At 62.5% G+C, this 19,263-nt stretch carries 18 protein-coding genes; 9 read left to right on the top strand and 9 right to left on the bottom strand.

The genetic code is table 11. From position 1 onward, the window contains the following. Window positions 1-123: 123 nt before the first annotated feature. On the bottom strand, window positions 124-1,008 hold the full coding sequence (locus L0U80_RS00485; protein ID WP_233861760.1) for a lipid A biosynthesis lauroyl acyltransferase: 885 nt from the start codon (window positions 1,006-1,008) through the stop codon (window positions 124-126). A 302-nt stretch (window positions 1,009-1,310) separates the two neighbouring features. Here L0U80_RS00485 and metK point away from each other — a divergent pair, with 302 nt between their 5' ends. Continuing rightward, a complete protein-coding gene (gene metK, locus L0U80_RS00490; RefSeq protein ID WP_233861762.1) occupies window positions 1,311-2,498 on the top strand; it encodes a methionine adenosyltransferase in 1,188 nt (395 codons plus the stop codon). 97 nt (window positions 2,499-2,595) lie between these two features. On the opposite strand, the gene L0U80_RS00495 is transcribed toward metK, so the two are convergent. Beyond that, window positions 2,596-2,976, bottom strand: coding sequence for a hypothetical protein (locus tag L0U80_RS00495; protein ID WP_233861764.1), 381 nt, complete (start codon window positions 2,974-2,976; stop codon window positions 2,596-2,598). Window positions 2,977-3,559: 583 nt separating this feature from the next. Here L0U80_RS00495 and L0U80_RS00500 point away from each other — a divergent pair. Next, window positions 3,560-4,321, top strand: coding sequence for a phytanoyl-CoA dioxygenase family protein (locus tag L0U80_RS00500; protein ID WP_233861766.1), 762 nt, complete (start codon window positions 3,560-3,562; stop codon window positions 4,319-4,321). A gap of 106 nt (window positions 4,322-4,427) precedes the next feature. Here L0U80_RS00500 and L0U80_RS00505 read toward each other — a convergent pair whose 3' ends face one another. Then, on the bottom strand, window positions 4,428-4,634 hold the full coding sequence (locus tag L0U80_RS00505) for a DUF3185 family protein (protein WP_233861768.1): 207 nt from the start codon (window positions 4,632-4,634) through the stop codon (window positions 4,428-4,430). Window positions 4,635-4,846: 212 nt separating this feature from the next. Here L0U80_RS00505 and mgrA point away from each other — a divergent pair, with 212 nt between their 5' ends. Continuing rightward, window positions 4,847-5,890, top strand: a complete 1,044-nt coding sequence (gene mgrA / locus L0U80_RS00510; RefSeq protein WP_233861770.1) for an L-glyceraldehyde 3-phosphate reductase — start codon at window positions 4,847-4,849, stop codon at window positions 5,888-5,890. A gap of 166 nt (window positions 5,891-6,056) precedes the next feature. Here mgrA and L0U80_RS00515 read toward each other — a convergent pair whose 3' ends face one another. Continuing rightward, window positions 6,057-7,517: an MFS transporter gene (locus L0U80_RS00515; RefSeq protein ID WP_233861772.1), complete on the bottom strand. Its 1,461-nt coding sequence runs from the start codon at window positions 7,515-7,517 to the stop codon at window positions 6,057-6,059. A 168-nt stretch (window positions 7,518-7,685) separates the two neighbouring features. On the opposite strand from L0U80_RS00515, the gene L0U80_RS00520 reads away from it, so the two are divergent. Continuing rightward, window positions 7,686-8,558 carry a LysR family transcriptional regulator gene (locus L0U80_RS00520; protein ID WP_233861774.1) on the top strand — a complete coding sequence of 291 codons (873 nt, stop codon included), beginning with the start codon at window positions 7,686-7,688 and terminating at the stop codon, window positions 8,556-8,558. A gap of 121 nt (window positions 8,559-8,679) precedes the next feature. On the opposite strand, the gene L0U80_RS00525 is transcribed toward L0U80_RS00520, so the two are convergent. Continuing rightward, window positions 8,680-9,693 (bottom strand): AraC family transcriptional regulator, encoded by a 1,014-nt coding sequence (locus L0U80_RS00525; RefSeq protein WP_233861776.1) that lies wholly within the window; start codon window positions 9,691-9,693, stop codon window positions 8,680-8,682. 98 nt (window positions 9,694-9,791) lie between these two features. Here L0U80_RS00525 and L0U80_RS00530 point away from each other — a divergent pair, with 98 nt between their 5' ends. Then, window positions 9,792-10,544, top strand: a complete 753-nt coding sequence (locus L0U80_RS00530; protein WP_233861780.1) for an SDR family oxidoreductase — start codon at window positions 9,792-9,794, stop codon at window positions 10,542-10,544. A gap of 145 nt (window positions 10,545-10,689) precedes the next feature. On the opposite strand, the gene L0U80_RS00535 is transcribed toward L0U80_RS00530, so the two are convergent. Beyond that, on the bottom strand, window positions 10,690-11,565 hold the full coding sequence (locus L0U80_RS00535) for a LysR family transcriptional regulator (RefSeq protein WP_233861782.1): 876 nt from the start codon (window positions 11,563-11,565) through the stop codon (window positions 10,690-10,692). A gap of 189 nt (window positions 11,566-11,754) precedes the next feature. Between L0U80_RS00535 and L0U80_RS00540 the strand changes: the two genes are divergently transcribed. From L0U80_RS00540 to L0U80_RS00550, 3 genes are all read left to right on the top strand, one after another. Beyond that, complete coding sequence (locus L0U80_RS00540) at window positions 11,755-12,828, top strand: alkene reductase (protein WP_233861784.1); 1,074 nt, start codon at window positions 11,755-11,757, stop codon at window positions 12,826-12,828. Between the two features lie 680 nt (window positions 12,829-13,508). Next, complete coding sequence (locus L0U80_RS00545; protein WP_233861786.1) at window positions 13,509-14,870, top strand: DUF2254 domain-containing protein; 1,362 nt, start codon at window positions 13,509-13,511, stop codon at window positions 14,868-14,870. Beyond that, on the top strand, window positions 14,842-15,519 hold the full coding sequence (locus tag L0U80_RS00550; RefSeq protein WP_233865549.1) for a carbonic anhydrase: 678 nt from the start codon (window positions 14,842-14,844) through the stop codon (window positions 15,517-15,519). The genes L0U80_RS00545 and L0U80_RS00550 overlap by 29 nt, the downstream gene beginning before the upstream one ends. A 149-nt stretch (window positions 15,520-15,668) precedes the next feature. Here the strand turns inward: L0U80_RS00550 and L0U80_RS00555 are convergent, their stop codons facing one another. Further along, complete coding sequence (locus L0U80_RS00555; RefSeq protein WP_233861788.1) at window positions 15,669-16,559, bottom strand: LysR family transcriptional regulator; 891 nt, start codon at window positions 16,557-16,559, stop codon at window positions 15,669-15,671. Between the two features lie 104 nt (window positions 16,560-16,663). Here L0U80_RS00555 and L0U80_RS00560 point away from each other — a divergent pair, with 104 nt between their 5' ends. Beyond that, window positions 16,664-17,167 (top strand): SRPBCC family protein, encoded by a 504-nt coding sequence (locus tag L0U80_RS00560; RefSeq protein WP_233861790.1) that lies wholly within the window; start codon window positions 16,664-16,666, stop codon window positions 17,165-17,167. 58 nt (window positions 17,168-17,225) lie between these two features. Here the strand turns inward: L0U80_RS00560 and L0U80_RS00565 are convergent, their stop codons facing one another. Both L0U80_RS00565 and L0U80_RS00570 read right to left on the bottom strand, forming a co-directional pair. After that, a complete protein-coding gene (locus L0U80_RS00565) occupies window positions 17,226-17,414 on the bottom strand; it encodes a hypothetical protein (RefSeq protein WP_233861791.1) in 189 nt (62 codons plus the stop codon). Window positions 17,415-17,676: 262 nt separating this feature from the next. Beyond that, entirely contained in the window at window positions 17,677-18,927 is a 1,251-nt protein-coding gene (locus L0U80_RS00570; RefSeq protein WP_233861793.1) for an MFS transporter, read from the bottom strand. Between the last annotated feature and the right edge of the window lie 336 nt (window positions 18,928-19,263).

Consider the following 19,263-nt stretch of genomic DNA (forward strand, 5'->3'; position numbering starts at 1 on the left):
GTCAAGGCACATCGAGGGGTACGAGCGTTGCATCATAGGGGGCACACCGCTGAGAACGATGCCCCATGCTAGCGGGCCAGATCGCAGGGATCTTTAGGACCCGCCCGATTTTGCAGACGGTCCTCAGTACACCCCTGGCTCACCCGGCGGCCGCGTCTTGAAACGCTTGTGGACCCAGTAATACTGCTCGGGAATCCGCGGAATCTGCTCTTCGAGGAATGCGTTCATGCGGCGCGCGTCGAGATCGTCGTCGCCGGTGGGGTAGTTGTCCCACGGCTTGAACACCTTCAGCCGATAGCCCTTGTAGTTCGGCAGCACCTCGCCGATGAACGGCACCACCTGTGCGCGCCCCACTTTCGCGAGACGCCCCACGGCAGTCAGCGTACAGGCGGGCACGCCAAAGAACGGCACGAACGTCGAGTTGCGCATGCCGTAATCCATATCAGCGCCGAGCATCACGGGCTTTTTGTCGCGCAGCCAGCGCAGCACGACGCGTGCGCTATCCGCGCGGCTGACCATCTCGGCGCCGAAGCGGCTGCGACCTGCCTTCGCAGCGGCTTCGAACTCGGGGTTCGAGAACGGCTGATAAAGCGAGCCGCACGGACGATGCAGCGAGTAGTTGAGGAACATCGACCCCGCCTCGATGCCGACGAAGTGCAAGCCGAGGAACAGCGTGGGCGGCAGGTCGGGATCGGTGAGGTCGACTTCGCTGTCGAGTTCGATGATCTTTTCGAGCTTCTTCGCCGAACCGAACCACTGCACGCTGCGCTCCACATAGCTGCGGATCGCATGGCGGAAGTGCTTGCCCGCGACGTCCTCGCGCTTCTCGTCGCTCCAGTCGGGGAAGCAGAGCTTGAGATTGGTATGGACGACGCGCTTGCGGCGGCTCGGGATCTGATAGAGCAGCCAGCCGAGGCCGTCGCCGAGACGGGCGACGAAACCATAGGGCAGGATCGCAAAAAACTTGAGCAGGCCGATGGCGAAACGGGAGCCGAGCTTGCCTAGCATTGGACGGCTCCCCGGACGTTTGCGGCGGCGAATACGTAGACGAAACCCCTTGAGGGCGTATGGGTGAATACGATGGACGGCACGCGACGTGAACCTGCGACAAAAGAAGGAAGTCGCTATAATACGGGCTTCGCCGAGTTAATAGACAACTTGCGGGGCGAAGCCGGTTTGAGCCAGATCGTGGTCAATCAATCGACTGCGAAGCGAAAACGGGTCAGGAAATCCGCTAAAGCGTCGCCGCTTCAAAGCTTCCGAAGCTGGCTACGTGAATACAACCGTTACCAGTCAAAGGAGTTTAGAGCGTGGCAAACGACTATTTCTTCACTTCGGAATCCGTCTCCGAAGGCCATCCGGACAAGGTCGCTGACCAGATCTCGGACGCTATCCTCGACGCCATCCTCACCCAGGACAAGTACTCGCGCGTTGCAGCCGAAACGCTGTGCAACACGGGTCTCGTCGTGCTCGCCGGCGAAATCACGACGACTGCAAACGTCGATTACATCCAGGTCGCGCGCGACACGATCAAGCGCATCGGCTACGACAACACCGATTACGGCATCGACTACCGCGGCTGCGCCGTGCTGGTCGCTTACGACAAGCAATCGCCGGACATCGCCCAGGGCGTGGACCGCGCGCACGACAATAACCTTGATCAAGGTGCGGGCGACCAGGGCCTGATGTTCGGCTACGCATGCGACGAAACGCCCGAGCTGATGCCGCTGCCGATCCACCTTTCGCACCGTCTCGTCGAGCGCCAGTCGAACCTGCGCCGCGATGGCCGTCTTCCCTGGCTGCGTCCCGACGCGAAGTCGCAGGTCACGATCCGCTACGTCGACGGCAAGCCGCATGCAATCGACACCGTCGTGCTGTCGACGCAGCACTCGCCGGACATCGACCTCGGTACGCTGCGCGAAGCCGTGATCGAAGAAGTCATCAAGCCGGTGCTTCCGGCCGACCTCATCAAGGGCGAGATCAAGTTCCTCGTGAACCCGACCGGCCGTTTCGTGATCGGTGGCCCGCAGGGCGATTGCGGTCTTACGGGCCGCAAGATCATCGTCGATACGTACGGCGGTGCAGCTCCGCACGGCGGCGGCGCGTTCTCGGGCAAGGATCCGTCGAAGGTGGACCGTTCGGCTGCCTACGCGGGCCGTTATGTCGCGAAGAACATCGTGGCCGCAGGCCTCGCATCGCGCTGCCTGATCCAGGTGTCGTATGCAATCGGCGTCGCGCAACCGACCTCGGTGATGGTCAACACGTTTGGCACGGGCAAAGTCTCGGACGCGACGATCACGCAACTCGTGCGCGAGCACTTCGACCTGCGTCCGAAGGGCATCATCCAGATGCTCGACCTGCTGCGTCCGATCTACGAAAAGACCGCTGCTTACGGCCACTTTGGCCGCGAAGAGCCGGAATTCTCGTGGGAAGCCACCGACAAGGCACTCGCGCTGGCCGAAGCCGCCGGCACGGAGCCGGTGGGCGCGCTGGCGTAACGAGCTTTGGTTGTCTGGCCCGTGCAGTTCGCGCGCCAGACGAAGAAAAACCCCGCAGGGCGTCGAGCCCGTGCGGGGTTTTTTATTTGTGCCGCCTTTATTGCATCGCGAACGCAAACCATCCCGTGCTGCTCGCCGACATGCGGCGCGGACGGCGCACGATACTGCCGCGCGGCGCGTTGCTGTCCGCCACAGGCTTGTTGCCGACCGTGCTGAACACGCGCAGCGGCGTGCTGGGGCGATAAAGCAGCGTGCGTAGCGAGAAATGCCGCGCGCCCGAACGCACGCGCAGCACCGAGAAGAACGAGTGGTACCAGGCGCGCATGCTGTGGATGGGCTTCGTTTGACGCACTTGTTCCGCAAGTGCGCGCGTGCGTGCCGTGTGGTGGCGAAGCGCGCGCGTGACGTGACGGCGTGCGGGACGTGCGGCCTTCAATGCGACGTGAGTAAGACGACGGGTGTCGAAAACGGTGTGCATGGTCTTTAGTGGAGTCGGGGCGAGGGGCGCCTACATGGCGCTTCGTTTGCAGCAGCAAACGTGCCTGTCCAGACGGAATTGGAAAACACCGCACAGTTCGCAACGCTCTCGTGGAGCGGCGATGAAAGCGACGGAACGGGCCTGCGTTCTGTGGCGGGCCTCACAGTGGATGCGGGCTGCCCGTTCGTGCGGGTGAGTATCTGAAATCTCGAACGACATGCACGGAGGCTACACGCGATTCGTGACGTGCTGAAGTCGGTTAAACCCCCTGGTCGCGCACTCATGACGCATGCGATTGCGCCCTCTGACGCCATGACGGTGCGTGCGCCCCAATGCCGTGCGCGTGCGTTGATGGCTCGCGGTTGTCTGTTCGACTATGTCTGATCCGATGTTTTCGCCACCGTTGCGCACGCGTTGACGTGAATAGTGATCGATCGTATCGATGCGTCAAACACCGTATCCGCTGCGGCTTCGGTGTCTGCCTGCGGGCCGTCGACAGGCCCTACGGTGCCGCGCCACTCGCTTTACAATCGAACGATAGGGCGCGCGCCCGACGCCAGAGACCTCGAACAACGGAAGTCCAATGTCACTCCAGTCAAAGAAGGAACAAGTGCAGTCGCTACGCGACCACGGCTTCGTGGTGGTGCCGGGACTCGTTTCGCCCGAGCGCTGCGAAGAACTCAAGCGCATCGGCGAGACGCAGTTGCAGGAGGCCACTGCGCCGATCGAATTCGAGGCCGATTTGCGCTATCCCGGCGCACCTGAGTCGAAACAGGCGGCTGGCGGACATACGGTTCGGCGTCTGCTTGACGCGTACTCGCGTCATGCGCGTTTTCGCGAGTGGGCGACGTCGCCGGAAATCGGCGGCTGGATGGAACTGTATTTCGGCGAAACACCGGTGCTTTCGCGTGCGCATCACAACTGCCTGATGACGAAGCATCCCGCCTACGGCAGCCTCACCGGCTGGCACCGCGATGCGCGCTACTGGTCGTTCGAACGCGACGATCTCATTTCCGTGTGGCTCGCGCTCGGGCCCGAAACGGTCGCGAACGGTGGACTGATGTTCGTGCCGGGCTCGCACGAGGCGGCGTTCACGTCGGATCGTTTCGACGCCGCGAAATTCTTCCGCGCCGATCTGCCCGAGAACCAGGTGTGGATCGACCGTGCCGTGTCGCCACCGCTCAAGACCGGTGATGTCGTGTTCTTCCACTGCAACACGCTGCATTCGGCGGGGCGCAACGAGAGCGATCAGGTGAAGTTTTCGCTCGTGTTCACGTATCACGGCGCGAGCAACGTGCCGCTGCCGGGCACACGATCGGCAGGGATGCCGGAAGTGCCGTTCTGAACGATGCGAACGGCGGGCCGCTTTTGCGGCCTGTCGCATGCGTCCGCAGTAAAGCGCGGTGAACGGGTGGCTGTGGAGCCGCGCCCCGCATTGCCGCGCGACAGCGTCAGCGCCGCCGCCCTGAACTCGCGAGTCCCGTGAGGCCCGCGACAGTCGCCGCCAGGCCGCCTACGATCAGCATGATCGTGCGGTTGGTGGGCGCGCCGGTAAATAGCCGCGACATGTCATTCGAAAGCGAATGAAACGACTGACCGCCGAAATACAGCAGCACGACGCCGCATATGATCAGCGCGAATGAAATCGCTTTGGCCATGAAATACCTCTCGAGGGTACGGACGCCGCAGTGTAGGCGAGCGGTGACGTGGCGTCTATCGGGCACCGCCCCTGAAATCCCGCATAGTGGGCGTCTGCACAGCACGGGCAGATTGGCTACCATGTCAGCCTCTGCCGCGCGCCGGTACGCTGCGCAGTTTCCCCACGCAGTTCTCCCGCGCAGTTCCCCCGCTTTCATCGAGGATTCAATCCATGGCCTACGAAGCAGCATCCGAACGCTATTCGGACATGCAATACCGTTTTTGCGGCAAGTCTGGACTCAAGCTGCCCGCGCTGTCACTCGGCCTGTGGCACAACTTCGGCGACACCACGCCGATCGCGACGCAGCGCGAAATCCTGCGCACCGCCTTCGATCTCGGGATCACGCACTTCGACCTCGCCAACAACTACGGCCCGCCGTACGGCAGCGCGGAAACCAACTTCGGCCGGATCTTCCACGACGACTTCCGTCCGTACCGCGACGAACTGCTGATCTCGTCGAAGGCTGGCTGGGACATGTGGCCCGGCCCGTACGGCCAGGGCGGCGGCTCGCGCAAGTACGTGCTCGCGAGCCTCGATCAGAGCTTGAAGCGCATGGGGCTCGACTACGTCGACATCTTCTACTCGCACCGCTTCGATGTGGAGACGCCGCTCGAAGAGACCGCGGGCGCACTCGCGAGCGCGGTGCAGCAGGGCAAGGCGCTCTATGTCGGGATCTCGTCGTATTCGCCCGCGAAGACGCGCGAGATGGCGAAGCTGCTCGCCGAATACAAGGTGCCGCTGCTGATCCATCAACCGTCGTACAACCTGCTCAACCGATGGGTCGAGCACGGGCTCCTCGACACCCTCGATGACCTCGGCGTCGGCAGCATTGCTTTCACGCCGCTTGCGCAAGGACTCCTTACTAACAAGTATCTGAACGGCGTGCCGCAAGACGCGCGCGTGAATCGTCCCGGCGGCGGCTCGCTCTCGAGCGAGCACCTGAGCGCCGCGAACATCGAACACGTGCGCAAGCTCAACGCAATCGCCCAGCGCCGCGGCCAGAGCCTCGCGCAGATGGCGATTGCGTGGACGCTGCGCGGCGGTCGCGTCACGTCGGCGCTGATCGGCGCGAGCCGTGCCGAGCAGGTGCGCGAGAACGTCGCCGCGCTGAAGAATCTCGAGTTCTCGAAAGAAGAACTCGACGAGATCGACCGCTATGCGACCGAAGGCGGTGTCAATCTTTGGGAGAAGCCGTCGACGGATCAGCACATCTGATCTGCGTTGCGGCGCGGCCGTCACGCGGCGCCTCGCTGATTTGATTCACTGAGCCCTCTCGATTCCGGGAGGGCTTTTTTTACGCTTCGTCGCTTGCGCTGTCGTCGACGAAGCGCACTAGCACGCCGGGCTGCGTCGATTATTGGCGAGCGCCCGCCCGCAGCCGTCAACTGCTCGCATGCAGTCTCCGATGCAGTGGTTCGAGCGCGGAAGACAGCACAGCGCAAGGAACCAGGATCGCGACAAGCGCGAACATCGACGTCCTGAACGCATGCACGTAATCCACGACACCGGGATTCGTGCCTAGCGTCGAGAAAAACAGGCCGCCCAGCGTTGCCGCGCCGACGGCGGCGCCGATCTGCAGCGTCGCCGTGACCATGCCGGACGCGACACCCGCGCGCTCGGGCTCGACTTCGGCGAGCACGATCCGCACGACGGATGGCAGAACAAGGCCCTGGCCCAGGCCGATCGTCGCGAGCCCCACGTAGAAGCCCGGGCTGGGCGTGCCGGAGCCGGCCAGCGCGGCGGCCGTCGCAAGCCCGATCGCCAGTAACGCGAAACCGAGCGTCAGCACGCGGTAGCCGCCGAACCGGTAGACGAGACGCGGCATCAGGAGCGGGCTCGTGATGAAACCGAGGCCGAACGGCATGATCGCAAGCCCCGACGCGAGCGGCGTCCAGTGCAGGCCGCCCTGCAGATAGATGCCGTAGGTCAGGAAGAACGCGCTCATCATGTAGAACAGGAATGCCAAAGCAAGGCCGAGCGCGATGACCGGATTCCGGAACAGGCGCACGTCGAGGAGCGGATCGTTTCCGTCCACGAGCCTGCGCCACTCGACCCGGACCAGCAAATACAGCATCGGGAGCGAACCGGCGAGGCAGGCGAGCATCCAGAGCGGCCAACCGGCCTCGGGTCCGCGCGTCAGCGGATAGACGAGCATCAACAGGAAAAGCGAAAGCAGAATCGACCCGGGCAGATCGATGCGCTTGCCGCGCGGCGGCCGGTTTTCCGGAATGAAACGCCAACTGCCCAGCAGGGCCAGCACGCCGATCGGCAGATTGACGAGGAAGATCGAACGCCAGCCGAGCCCGAACGGATGGAGGCTGATCAATGCGCCGCCGCCGAGTTGGCCGATGACCGCCGCGAGGCCGAAGACGAAACCGTAAAGGCCCATGACGCGCACCTGTTCGTGCGGTGTGAACACGCTTCGGATCGTGGCAAGCACCTGCGGTCCGAGAATCGCAGCGAACAGACCCTGCAGGAGACGCCCGGCGACGAGTTCCGGGCCGCTGCCAGCGAGGCCACACAGCGTGGACGCGAGTACAAAACCTGCCATCCCGATCATGAAGAGGCGTTTTCGGCCGTAGAGGTCGCCGAGCCGGCCACCCGTGATCTGCGTGACGGCGTTCGCGCATGCGTAGGCCGAGACGACCAGTTGCAGTTCGGAGGGCTGGGCGCCCAGGCCGTCGCGGATGGCCGGCAGTGCAAGGTTCACGATGAAGTAGTCGAGCGGCGGCAGTATCGCGCCAACGAGCAGGACCACCAGCGCCCAGCCGTGATGGCTGCGTGCCGTTTCCGCTGGCGCGTAGGGTGCCGGGGTGCGTGCGGCGAGCGTGTTGTCGGACATGGGGGAGACTCTCTGGGACAGGGCGCGGAATGCGCCATCCCGGCTGCTTGCTCCTTACTGGGCGTGCAGCCGGCATGATCGAGTCGAAAGTCTGCCCCCAGCGTATCGTCCTGAAAAGCGGGAATTGGTGGTAGCATCCATCGAGTAATCCGATGGATGGGGGATGCAATGCGTGGTTTCGATCTTGACCAGTTGAGGACCTTCGCCGCGGTGGCGCAGGCGGGTAGTTTGTCCGCGGCCGCGCCGCTCCTGCACTTATCGCAGTCGACAGTGAGTGAGCAGGTGCGCAAGCTCGAGACCCGCGCGGGCGTGCCGTTGTTCGTGCGCAGCAAGCGCGGTGTCGAGCCTACGGTTGCGGGGGCGCGGCTGCTGGACCACGCGCGGCGCATCGTGGCGCTCAATGAGGCCGCATTCGACGAATTGCGCGGGCAGGCGATCAAGGGCGAATTGCGCGTCGCGATCACCGACTATTTCCGCACCAACGAGGTGGCCGGCATGCTGGTGCGGCTGCGTGACTGTTATCCGCAGTTGAGCTTGCATGTCAGCACAATGAAGAGCGCCGAAATCGAACTCGCGCAGGCGAAAGGGCAGATCGATATCGGGGTGGTCATGAATATGTCGAGTGGCCCGTTCAGACCCGCTGCCGCCGATACGCGCTGGATGCTGCGCCGGGAGCCGCTCCACTGGGTTGCGTCGCCGTCGCTTGCTGAGCAGTTGCCCGATCCGTTGCCGCTCGTTCTGCTGCCGGGCGACTGCATGATGCATCAGGTCGCGGTGCGGTCACTTGAAGAAAGCGGTGTGCCCTATGAGCTCGTGCACAGTGCATCCGGTGTGGCCGGACTGCAATCGATGCTCGCAGCTGGGCTGGGCGTGGGCTGCCTGTGCGCGTCGGCGATTGTGGACGGGCTCGTGAGGCTGGGTCCGAAACATCGGTTGCCGGTGTTGCCGGAAGCGGTGTTTTCGCTGACGCCGCCGTATTCCGGTGAGTCGGAAACGGTCGCGCAGGCACGGGAAGTGTTGGGGCGGCAGTTGTTGATGTGAGGGTGGGGTGTGGGGCGGCTGTGGATGTTGAGTGGCGCTTTATCGCGGAACCCGAAGCGGTGCGGGCGGCGGTAGTCGACCCACTGCCGCTGTTGATAGACGCGTCCGTGCAACGACGGGTTTAGGTACCCTGAACGACATGCTTCCGTTGACCGGCCCGGACCTGGTTGTCTGGATTGTCGTTGTCGAACGGTTCCGAAGGGTCGTCAAACAATGGCGTCGTCGATGGCGCTTGCGAATAGAGTCCCGGTGGCATTCCGACATGTCGCGTAAAGGCGACGCCGAAGGCGCTCGCCGAACTGTAGCCCACACGCTCGGCGATCTCGGCAATCGTCAGTCGCCCGTTTTTCAGCAGTTTTTTTGCCAGGGACATGCGCCATGTGAGCAGGTAGGTCATCGGGGCGACGCCAACATCCCGGCGGAAGCGGTCAAAAAAAGAAGAACGCGACATCGCCGCATCGCGTGCCAGCTGTTCAACGCTCAACTGCGCCGCAGGTTGCTCATGCATGCGCCGCAGAGCCATCGCCAACTTTGGATCGGACAGCCCACGCACCAGGCCCGGTGACGCCGCAGTGTCGGCGGCCGATCGGAAGGCCTCGATCAGTAACACTTCCAGCAAACGGGCCACCACAAGATCTTTCGCCGGCCGATCGGCGCGAGACTCCTCACGCAAGAGGTCAACCAGCGTCGACAGGCTGCGCTGCCGGCGAACGAGCACCCACTGAGGCAGGAGTGAAAGCAGCATTGCCGAGTCCGGCGAGCCGAATTCACAGTTGCCGACGAGCATGCGAAGGTCCACAGGGGCTTCAGGATCACCGACGCGCGCCCCGCCCGGGATCGGTGCGATCGGTGTGGTGACGGCCTCGCCAACGCGCGGTGGTTGCCGATCGAGACTCGACGTCGCGAATCCACGCGCGGCGGGAATGAGTGCGAAGTCGCCTTCACGCAGCGTTATCGGTTCGTCATCCGACGCACCGTCCACCGTCAGGTGGCAAGCCCCCTGGAGCACCACGAAATAGAACGGACGGCCCATCTCGGCGCGGCGCACTGCCCAAGGGGTGGATGCGAGGACAAGCTTGGAGAAAGGGGCTTGAGGCCGCAACAGCAAGACGACTTCCCCGAGTGGGTCGACCATCTGTGGACTATCTCAACAGAAAAATGGACAAGTAACTATAGCTGATCCAGGGCGGCAGGCCTATCGTACAAGCTCTGCCCACCCTATCGGATCCTTCAATGTCTACACTCCCCACCGTCCTCATAACCGGCTGCTCGTCCGGTTTTGGCCTTGAAACGGCACGGCATTTCCTCGACAAAGGGTGGCGTGTCATCGCGACAATGCGCGCGCCACGCGAGGACCTGTTGCCGCCTTCGGACCGACTCCGCGTTCTGCCGCTGGACGTCACCGATGCAGAGAGTATTCGTCGCTGTATTCAGGATGCCGGTCCAATCGACGCATTGGTCAACAACGCCGGAGTCGGATTGCTCTCGCCGTTGGAGGGCGTCGAACTCGCAAACGCTCGCGAAGTTTTTGAAGTCAACACGCTAGGCACCATCGCGATGACGCAGGCGGTATTGCCTCAATTCCGGCACCGGTGCGCAGGTGTCATTGTGAATGTGACATCCACTGTGACGATGAAGCCCTTGCCGCTGCTGTCTGTATATACGGGTAGCAAAGCAGCAGTGAACGCCTTTACGGAATCGCTCGCATTGGAATTGGCGCCCTTCAATGTGCGCGTGCGCCTGGTGCTCCCAGGGCGTGCGCCAGGCACGAGCTTCGGCGACAACGCCCGGCGGCTAATGGGCGACGGTGTACCCGACGCATACTCGGACTTTGCGCAAAGCGTGTTCGCTGCAGTACGCAATACGACCACACCGGTCACCAACGCCATTGACGTTGCGGCGGCCGTGTGGAGCGCAGTCACCGATCCTTCCACACCGATGCGCATACCCGCTGGTGCGGACGCGGTCGCGCTAGCGCAGGCGTGAGGGCGCAGGTACGACCTGGTACGTTCAGATCAGCACGTGCGGTGCGGGCGGCGGTAGTCGACGCTGAACGGACTTTCATTGGCTGATCAGCCGATTGTCGGTTCGTGTGGCGGATCAGCCGCACACGGGCGCAACGTTCGCCGCGCTACCGCGCCAGGCGTTCCTGCAGGAATTCGATAAAGCGCTGTGTTTTCGCGGGCAGCAGCCTGGTTTCCGTGATCGCGTAGATCGGCACGGCCGTGCCGTGCCAGTCCGGGAGAATACGGCGCAATGTCCCGCTGGCCAGATCCTCTGCGACCACTTCTTCTGGCATCAGAACAATGCCCCTATCCAATGCCGCGAGACGTCGGATCATGCCGACGCTGTTGAGCGCGAATCGTCCGCGCACGGGCACGGTAGTGGTGTGCTTTCCATCATGCAACGTCCACGTGGCCGCCTTCAGGATAGCCAGGCATTCGTGCTGCGCGAGATCGGCGGGCCGGTCAGGTTCCCCCGATTGTTTGAGATAGCCGGGCGATGCGTACAGGTATGGGGTCAGCGAGGCCAGCGTGCGCGCTATCAACTGCGAGTTTTCGGACTCGCCTATGCGGATCGCAACGTCGTAGGGCTCACTGACAAGATCGATTCGCCGAGGCGTGAGGTCGAAGTCGAAGCTGATGCCCGGATACAGTTCAGCGAACTCCACGACAAGCGGTGCCAGGTATGTCACTGCAAAATCGACGGGCAGCGATACGCGCAGTACCCCACCAGGCTGGGCGAGCATTTCGCCGAGCTGCTCGTGGGCGAGGCGGGCCTCGTCGACAATGCGCTTGCATCGCTCGAAGTAAATCAGACCGGCCTCGGTCAACTCGATCTTGCGGGTCGTGCGATGCAGCAGGCGCAGCCCGATGGTTTTCTCCAGTGCGCTGATTCGCCTCGACACCGTCGAATTCGGAATGCCCATCGCTTGCGCAGCGTTGCGAAAGCCCTTGGCTTTGACGACCTCTACAAACAAGGCCATGTCATTGAGGTAGTCGTCCATTCGCATTGCTCCATTGCTGCAGCAATGATATCCGAAAGGCCATCTTTATCTTCCGCGTGAAGCAGACGATGATGCCTTCATCGCAAGTTCAGGCTGCAGTTGACGCGCTTTGGGATACGGAAGTGTCCGACATGGCTTCGTCGACCAGTGGCGCCTGTTCCCGGTTCCACTTCATTCGAGGATCCCATCGTGAGCAAACTGTTCGATTCCGTTCGTGTTGGCCGCAACACTCTGCGAAACCGCCTGGTCATGGCGCCGATGACCAGGTCGCGTGCCATGTTCGACGGCACGCCAGGCGAGCTGGCCGTTGAGTATTACGGGCAGCGCGCCAGCGTCGGCCTGATTGTCTCGGAGGGGACTCAGCCCTCAGCGGACGGCCAGGGCTACCTGATGACACCCGGCATCTACACCGATGAGCACGTGGCCGGCTGGAAGCGCGTCACGGATGCAGTGCATCGGAAGGGCGGTCACATGTTCATTCAACTGATGCACGCCGGACGTATGTCCCACCCGGACAACACGCCTCATCACCGCCCGGGTGTGGCGCCGTCTGCGATCGCACCGGGCACAGGTATGTTTACCGCCACGGGAATGCAGGACGTTCCGGTGCCGCGCGCGCTGACGATCGAGGAGGTTCGCCAGACGGTCGCCGACTTTGCCTTCGCGGCACGCCGCGCGGTTGAAGCCGGTGCGGACGGCGTCGAAATTCACGGCGCGAACGCGTATCTGGTCCAGCAGTTTTTCGCCCCAAGCGCAAACGCACGCACGGACGAATACGGCGGCTCGATCGAAAACCGCGCACGCTTCGCCATCGAGGTGGCGAAGGCAATTGCCCGCGAGATCGGCGCTGATCGAACGGCCATCCGCCTGTCGCCCGGTACGTCGATGTGGGGCATTGACGAAGGTGCCGAAGGGCCGGAGCTCTACCGTTACCTCGTCGGCGAACTCGACAAGCTGGGGCTCGCCTATCTGCACATCATGCACCAGGGTAATGAGGCTCTTCTGCGGGACATCCGTTCGCTCTGGACCGGCAAACTGATTCTGAACCGTCCAGGGCGATCGCGCGAACAGGTGGGAGTCGACGTCGCTTCGGGCATGGCCGATCTGGAAGCGTACGGCGCCATGGTGTTGGCGAACCCGGATTTCGTCGAACGCCTCAAGACCAACGCTCCGATGAATGAGCCGCACAGGGAAGGTTTCTTTGGTGGCACAGAGAAGTTCTACACCGACTATCCGACGCTGACCGAAGCCGTCGCTCGCTGAGGTGAGGAGGCGATCAGGTACGTAAGCCCGCCGCTTACACGCTGAAGCGCCGAAAGTCGGATCATGCAGCCCAGATGCGTCATTCGAGTTTCCATCTGGGTATGTCGCGGCGGGCTGAAGCTGGCCGGCTACTGCCTGTCGCGGGCGGCAGTAGTCGGCCCTGTTCCGACGTTCCCGCCACCCTCATCCCTGCGGCAGCTTCAAGGTGCCGAGCCGTCGTCTACCCATCCTGTCCGGCTGGCAAATCGTTGCCCAGAGCTGTTGATCCCAGTCTCGCGAATGCCGGTAAATTCCGCCAATTCAGAATCCAGTGCGATTGAGGCCATCGCGCGTAACGCCTCGGTCAACGTGGTTTCCACGGGGCAGCGTTCCATCGCCGTCCGCCTTTGACTTCCGGCACCGTCGAAGCGTCATTCCGCAGACTTGTCGCTCACCTGTGGGACGTTGGTCTCATTGACCGGTCCGAGGTTCAGGTGTCTGATCATCTGGCGAAGGTTTGCGCTTCCGAAGCCTGAACTGCTGAAGTGGGAACTCCCCACCCCGCGAGAAAGCGACCGCGGTTCAGCTGCGTTCATACGCATTCATGCGCATCCCGATCGGATAGCCTTCTTTCATGCCGTCTGACAAACTGCAGATCGCCTGGTCTCCGCTGCAATACGAATCGTAGGGAGATAGCACGCATGGACTGGAATCGCTGGTACAGCCTGAAGAGCTACCTGAGATCGTCGCTGTGGATTGTCCCGCTCATCGCAGTGGCCATTTACGCCGTCATAAAGCCTCTGACTGAAATGCTGGGACGGTGGATGACGCGGCAGGGCATCCTCGATCCCCAAACCGGCTTGCTTGGTCTGTCCATGACTGGGGCGCGGTCATTGGTGGGTGACATCGTTTCCGCAGACCTGGCGTTTCTGGTGTTTACGTTTGGTTCGCTGCTCGTCGCAATCCAGGTCGCCGGTGGGCAGTACACGCCGCGGATCATCGCGACAACGCTGCTGCGCGACAACATCATCCGTAGCATTTCGGGATTGTTCGTTTTCACACTGCTGTTTGCGAACAGAACGCTGGCCTGGATGGGGGAGAACGAGGTACACCAGCTTCAGGTGTTTCTCGCCTCGTTATTCGGATTCGCTTCCGTCGTCGCCTTCCTTTTCCTGATCGATTACGCAGCGAAATCTCTGCGTCCCATCAGCCTTGTGGCTCGTGTTGGGGAGCGAGGAATCGCGGTCATAGAGAGCGTTTTTCCCGCCGCATCTACGGGTGCGCCTACCCCGCCGAAACGTGACAGAGGGCGAGACGTACCCGATCGAATTGTTCGTCATCGCGGGAATTCCGGCATCGTTCTGGCCGTGAATCTGGAAAGACTGGTAGCCGCGGCGCAGCGCGCTGACGTAGTCATCGAATTCGTGCCGCAGGTCGGTGATTTCGTCGCGGTGGACGAACCCCTGTTCTATTTGTATGGGAACGCTAACGCTATCGACGAAAGGAGGCTGCGCACACTTGTCGCTTTCGGGACGGAACGCACGATGGAGCAGGACCCCATGTTCGCGTTTCGCATCCTTGCCGATATCGCGTTGAAAGCGCTGTCGGCAGCGATCAACGATCCGACCACGGCGGTGCTTGCGATCGACCAGTTGCACCGGCTATTGCGCATGGTGGGCAAGCGATCGCTTCGCGTCGAAGAGATCGAAGACAGGTCAGGGCGGGTGCGCGTGATCTTCAGAACACCTAATTGGGAAGACTTCGTTCATATCAGTTTCCGGGAAATTCGACAGTACGGCGCGGGCAGCATCCAGATCGCGCGGCGTCAGCGCGCGGCGATAGAGAACCTCATCCAGAACCTGCCGGAACATCGACATGACGCCTTGCGCATCGAATTGACATTGCTCGATCGCGAGATCGCTTCGAAGCATCATTTTCCGGAAGACCTCGCGTTGGCCCGTATCCCCGACTCGCAAGGGCTTGGCGGTGCGGCAACTTCAACGGCAAAGCAGCCAGCCCGCTCGGAGACGAAACATGCGCAAACTCATCATGGGCATCGTTGAATTTCGCGAAAAAATGCTGCCGCAATACGCGAAACGGTTCAGCGAACTGGCGCTTGCGCAGTCGCCTGATGTGCTTTTCGTCACGTGTTCGGACAGCCGCGTTGTGCCTGACCTGCTTGCATCGACTCACCCTGGCGATCTCTTTACGATGCGCAACGTCGGTAATCTGATACCACCTGCAACCGCGGAAGGGGTCTCCACCGGTGATCTTTCTGAGGCAAGCGCGATCGAGTACGCAGTGCTGGTGTTGAAAGTCGCGAATATCGTTGTGTGCGGGCATTCCGAGTGCGGCGCGATGAAAGCTGTGTATACGCGCAACGCCAAGCTGAAAACGCCGAACCTCGATAAATGGCTATACCACGCGAACAACGCAGCATTCCGGCTTGAACACGAGGGGCCGCTCGATGACAGGCTGAAGCCGCACGATCAGTTGTCGCAACTTAACGTACTTGTGCAGCTCGAGCATCTGATGACTTATCCGATCGTCCGTCAGCAGGTCACTGCTGGGGCGCTGGTTTTGAGTGGTTGGTGGTTCGACATCGCGACTGGCGACATGTATGCCTATGAACGCTCGAGCCGCTCATTCGAAGTCATCGACCGCGCGATGGCTGACCGGATCGTTGCGCGGCTTGCCGCACGGGCGCAATGAGGGTTCGTGGCGCCCGTGTGGGGGCGTCGCAAGCGCGATGCGTGGCGATAGCCGACCCGCTCGGGGCCGTTGAAATGGCACGGCCGTTTTTGGGGTACAGCCGTCAAATGGCTGAAAGCCGGTGTCGGCCCGCAACAAGCGGAAACTGATTAACTTATCGATTCGCAAGTCTGGGCAAGCAGCGCGCGCGCCCATCGATGCCCCGGCGCATGATGCGTGCGCTCATGCCATGCCACCGTCTTTGTGAAGCCCGGAATCTCGAGGGGCGGATCGAAGATCGCGAGGCCCGTCGCCTGCGTTGCCAGCCGCGACGGCACCACGGCGATCAGGTTGCTCGACCGCAAGATCTCCGGCAACACCAGAAAGCTCGTCACCGATACCGTCACGCGCCGCACGCGTCCCACCCTTGCCAGTGCTTCGTCGGTCACGCCCGTCAGGCTGCCGCCGTTATAGGACACCAGCGCGTGATCGAGCGCGCAGAACCGGTCCAGTGACAAGCGCTTTTTGCCCGCATCGGGATGACCTTCCCGCATCACGCACACATACCGCTCGTCGAACAGACGGCGTGCGTGTAGGTCGGGTGGCGTGGTATCCGGCGTAATCAGCGCGAAGTCGATATCGCCGCGTTGCAGTTGCTCGTAGAGACGCTCGTGACGGACCGGCAGAATTACCGTGCGGATACCCGGCGCGTGCTGCCTGAGCGCCGACAGAAACGGTACGACCACGGCTTGCAGGGCGTAGTCCGTCGCGGCGATGGTCAGCGTCATATCGGTCACGGCCGGATCGAACGACGGTGGCTGCAGCATGGATTCCACGTCGGCCAGGATCTGCTTCACCGGGCCTTCGAGTTCCAGCGCGCGCGCCGTCGGCACGATGCCGCGCTGCGTTCGAACGAACAGCGGGTCGCCAAAGCTTTCGCGCAAACGCGTCAGCATCGCGCTGACCGCCGGTTGCGTCAGCGACAGCCGTTGCGCCGCGCGGGTCACATTGCGCTCGTCTAGCAAGGCGTCGAGCGCTTTGAGCAAATTCAGATCGATCATCCTGATATCAACCGGATGGATGGCAGAGATCATGATAGTCGATTGGATTTATTTCAGCGCGACGTCCATCATGAGCCCAGTTCCCAATTTCAAGGATGCGCATCATGAACGAAATCTTCTGGCCGCAAGGTTATCTACCGGGCACCACCGAAAATTTTGCATCGAATGAAGTAATCGTTGCCGGTCTGAGCGCGGCGGATGTGTGGCCGTTCCTCGTGAACGCTCCGCTGTGGCCGACGTACTACGCGAACTCCGCCGATATCCGCTTCTACGACGGCAAAGGCCCGATCCTCGAAAACGGTGTGCGCTTCTATTTCAGCACCTTCGGCTTCCCGGTCGAAGCGCAGGTCACCGAATATCAGGCGCCTGTCGCGGGCCAACCGGGCCGCGTCGCGTGGCACGGCTGGGCGGGCGAAAACGACACGCGCCTCGATGTTCACCACGCGTGGCTGATTGAAGATCTGTCGGGCGGTCGCGTGCGCATCCTGACGCAGGAAACGCAAAAGGGTAAGCCAGCTGAGGAGCTGGCCAAGGCACGCCCGAATCCGATGATCAACGGTCATCAGGAATGGCTGGACGGACTCGTTGAGGCAGCGCGCAAGAATTGAAGCGCGGCGCACGCGCGGTGGACTTCGCGCGGCGTCCGGCGCAGATGCCAGTTATTCGCTACGTCATCAACACGGGCAACGTTTCGACGAGAGCCACTGCCACCAGCGCACCGATCAACGCGCCGATCACGCGCAGGGTGTTGTGCCGGAACTCGGTCGCACAAGGGAGCGCGCCAAGAAAGAGCGCGCCCGCGAGGGCCATCGGGATGATCATCACGAAATCGCCAATCGTGAAATAACCGTCCATGCTCGTCTCCTTATCGGGTAGGCGGCGGAAACGTGTGGCTACTGTCGTGTTGATGCAGTGATGGCTTCCGGCCTTTTCCGAGTATAGGTGAGCGCTGCAAACGTGGCGGCGGTATGCACGCAGCACCGGTGGCTCCGCTGGGCGGCGCGGCGCCGCCTGGCGCGGCACGGTCGCTGGCTCGCTTCACGGAGAGCGGCATCTGCGCGCACGCGCGGACATTACAAATTCATTTCATCGCGCGCAGGCGCTGGAAGCGGATTTTTCAGGCCATGCCAGCCCGCTCGCGCGTGCGTAGCCTCCACGCCAGTACAAGACCGGCGATCAGCAGCGCCGCAACGAGGCCCGCGACGCCGCCCCAACCGCCGCCCGCCCAGAAGTGCCCGCCGATCGAGCCCATGATGCTCGATCCGAGGTAGTACGCGAGCAAGTAGAGCGCCGCGGCCTGGCCCTTTGCTTCGCGTGCGAGACGGCCGACCCAGCCGCTGGCGACGGCATGGCCCGCGAAGAAGCCGATCGTGAGGCAGCCGATGCCGGCGGCGATCATCCAGAGCGACGAGAACAGCGTAAGTGCGACTCCGGCGAGCATCGTCGCGAGGCTGGCGATGAGGACGCGTCCGCGCCCGAAGGTGTCGGCCATGCGGCCCGACCACGGCGAGGCGACCACACCGGTCAGATAGACGATGAATATCGCGCCGATGGCGGACTGGCTCAGGTTGTACGGCGGCGCGATGAGCCGGTAGCCGATGTAGTTATAGAGCGTGACGAAGCTGCCCATCAGGACGAAGCCCATCGAGAACAGCACGGGCAAGCCGGGCCGCCCGAAATGCTTCAGGAGTGCCGCGCGATGATGCGCGAAGCCGAGTCCCTTCTTCGGCACGAAGTGGCGCGAGGGCGGCAGAAGCGCACGAAACGCGAGCATCGAACCGATGCCGAGCGCGCCGATCACGGCTATCGCCACGCGCCAGCCGAACAGGTCGGTGAGGACGCCTGTGATGACGCGTCCCGCCATGCCGCCGATGGCCGTGCCGCCGACGTACAGACCCATCGCCATCCCGAGGCCATCGGGATGCATTTCCTCGGCGAGCCAGGCCATCGCGACGGCGGGCACGCCGCCGAGCGCAAGGCCGACGAGCGTGCGCAGCAGCAGCAATTCATGCCAGTGCGGGACGAACGCGGTAGCGAGCGTGAGCAGCGACGACGCCGTGAGCGACGCGGTCATCATGGTGCGCCGGCTCCAGCCTTCGGAGACGAAACCCGCGACGAATACTGCTCCGGCGAGCGCGGCAGTGGTGAGCGAAAGCGAGAGACTGCTCTGCGCGGGACTTACGCCGAATGCCTGCGAGAACGCAGGAAGAAGCGGTTGGACACAGTAGAGCAGCGAGAACGTCGCATAGCCGGCGAATAGCAGGGCGAGACACGCGCGCCAGTAAGCGCGCGAGCCGCGTTCGAGGTAGGGCTCGCTCGACGGCGAACGGGTCGCGGTGGTGCGAGCAGCGCCCGGTGAAACGGTCACGACTGGATCTCCTTGCAGACTACAAAGTGCAAAGCCGCAACGATACGCCTGTTGTGCGAATTACGTTGGCGAGGTTGCAGCGGTTCGCGGTTCTTGTGTAGGAGCAAGCTGGGTGAAAGTCAGTCCTCGCGTCGCTGATGTAGGTGCTCGCGGGTCACAAACAATTTTGACGGGTCGGGCTACGCGTCGAGGTGCGCGTTGATATCCCGTCGACCGCGGTCCCCGGACCCGAGTTGAGCTTGACGGTAACGGTGTTCTGAATGCGCAGTTGTTTCGCGATCGAACTATTACATCACCATCATTCGAGACCACATTACCGCGGTTGGTTTTTCAAGA

This window comes from Paraburkholderia adhaesiva (assembly GCF_021390575.1).
GTDB classification, from domain to species: Bacteria; Pseudomonadota; Gammaproteobacteria; order Burkholderiales; family Burkholderiaceae; genus Paraburkholderia; species Paraburkholderia adhaesiva.

Coding starts and splice junctions, on each gene's coding strand:
- L0U80_RS00560 (WP_233861790.1), top strand. CDS start 16,664: ATGAACGAAATCTTCTGGCCGCAAGGTTATCTACCGGGCACCACCGAA.
- L0U80_RS00535 (WP_233861782.1), bottom strand. CDS start 11,565: ATGGACGACTACCTCAATGACATGGCCTTGTTTGTAGAGGTCGTCAAA.
- L0U80_RS00530 (WP_233861780.1), top strand. CDS start 9,792: ATGTCTACACTCCCCACCGTCCTCATAACCGGCTGCTCGTCCGGTTTT.
- L0U80_RS00485 (WP_233861760.1), bottom strand. CDS start 1,008: ATGCTAGGCAAGCTCGGCTCCCGTTTCGCCATCGGCCTGCTCAAGTTT.
- L0U80_RS00520 (WP_233861774.1), top strand. CDS start 7,686: ATGCGTGGTTTCGATCTTGACCAGTTGAGGACCTTCGCCGCGGTGGCG.
- L0U80_RS00525 (WP_233861776.1), bottom strand. CDS start 9,693: ATGGTCGACCCACTCGGGGAAGTCGTCTTGCTGTTGCGGCCTCAAGCC.
- L0U80_RS00565 (WP_233861791.1), bottom strand. CDS start 17,414: ATGGACGGTTATTTCACGATTGGCGATTTCGTGATGATCATCCCGATG.
- L0U80_RS00515 (WP_233861772.1), bottom strand. CDS start 7,517: ATGTCCGACAACACGCTCGCCGCACGCACCCCGGCACCCTACGCGCCA.
- L0U80_RS00545 (WP_233861786.1), top strand. CDS start 13,509: ATGGACTGGAATCGCTGGTACAGCCTGAAGAGCTACCTGAGATCGTCG.
- mgrA (WP_233861770.1), top strand. CDS start 4,847: ATGGCCTACGAAGCAGCATCCGAACGCTATTCGGACATGCAATACCGT.
- L0U80_RS00555 (WP_233861788.1), bottom strand. CDS start 16,559: ATGATCGATCTGAATTTGCTCAAAGCGCTCGACGCCTTGCTAGACGAG.
- L0U80_RS00550 (WP_233865549.1), top strand. CDS start 14,842: ATGCGCAAACTCATCATGGGCATCGTTGAATTTCGCGAAAAAATGCTG.
- L0U80_RS00500 (WP_233861766.1), top strand. CDS start 3,560: ATGTCACTCCAGTCAAAGAAGGAACAAGTGCAGTCGCTACGCGACCAC.
- L0U80_RS00505 (WP_233861768.1), bottom strand. CDS start 4,634: ATGGCCAAAGCGATTTCATTCGCGCTGATCATATGCGGCGTCGTGCTG.
- L0U80_RS00495 (WP_233861764.1), bottom strand. CDS start 2,976: ATGCACACCGTTTTCGACACCCGTCGTCTTACTCACGTCGCATTGAAG.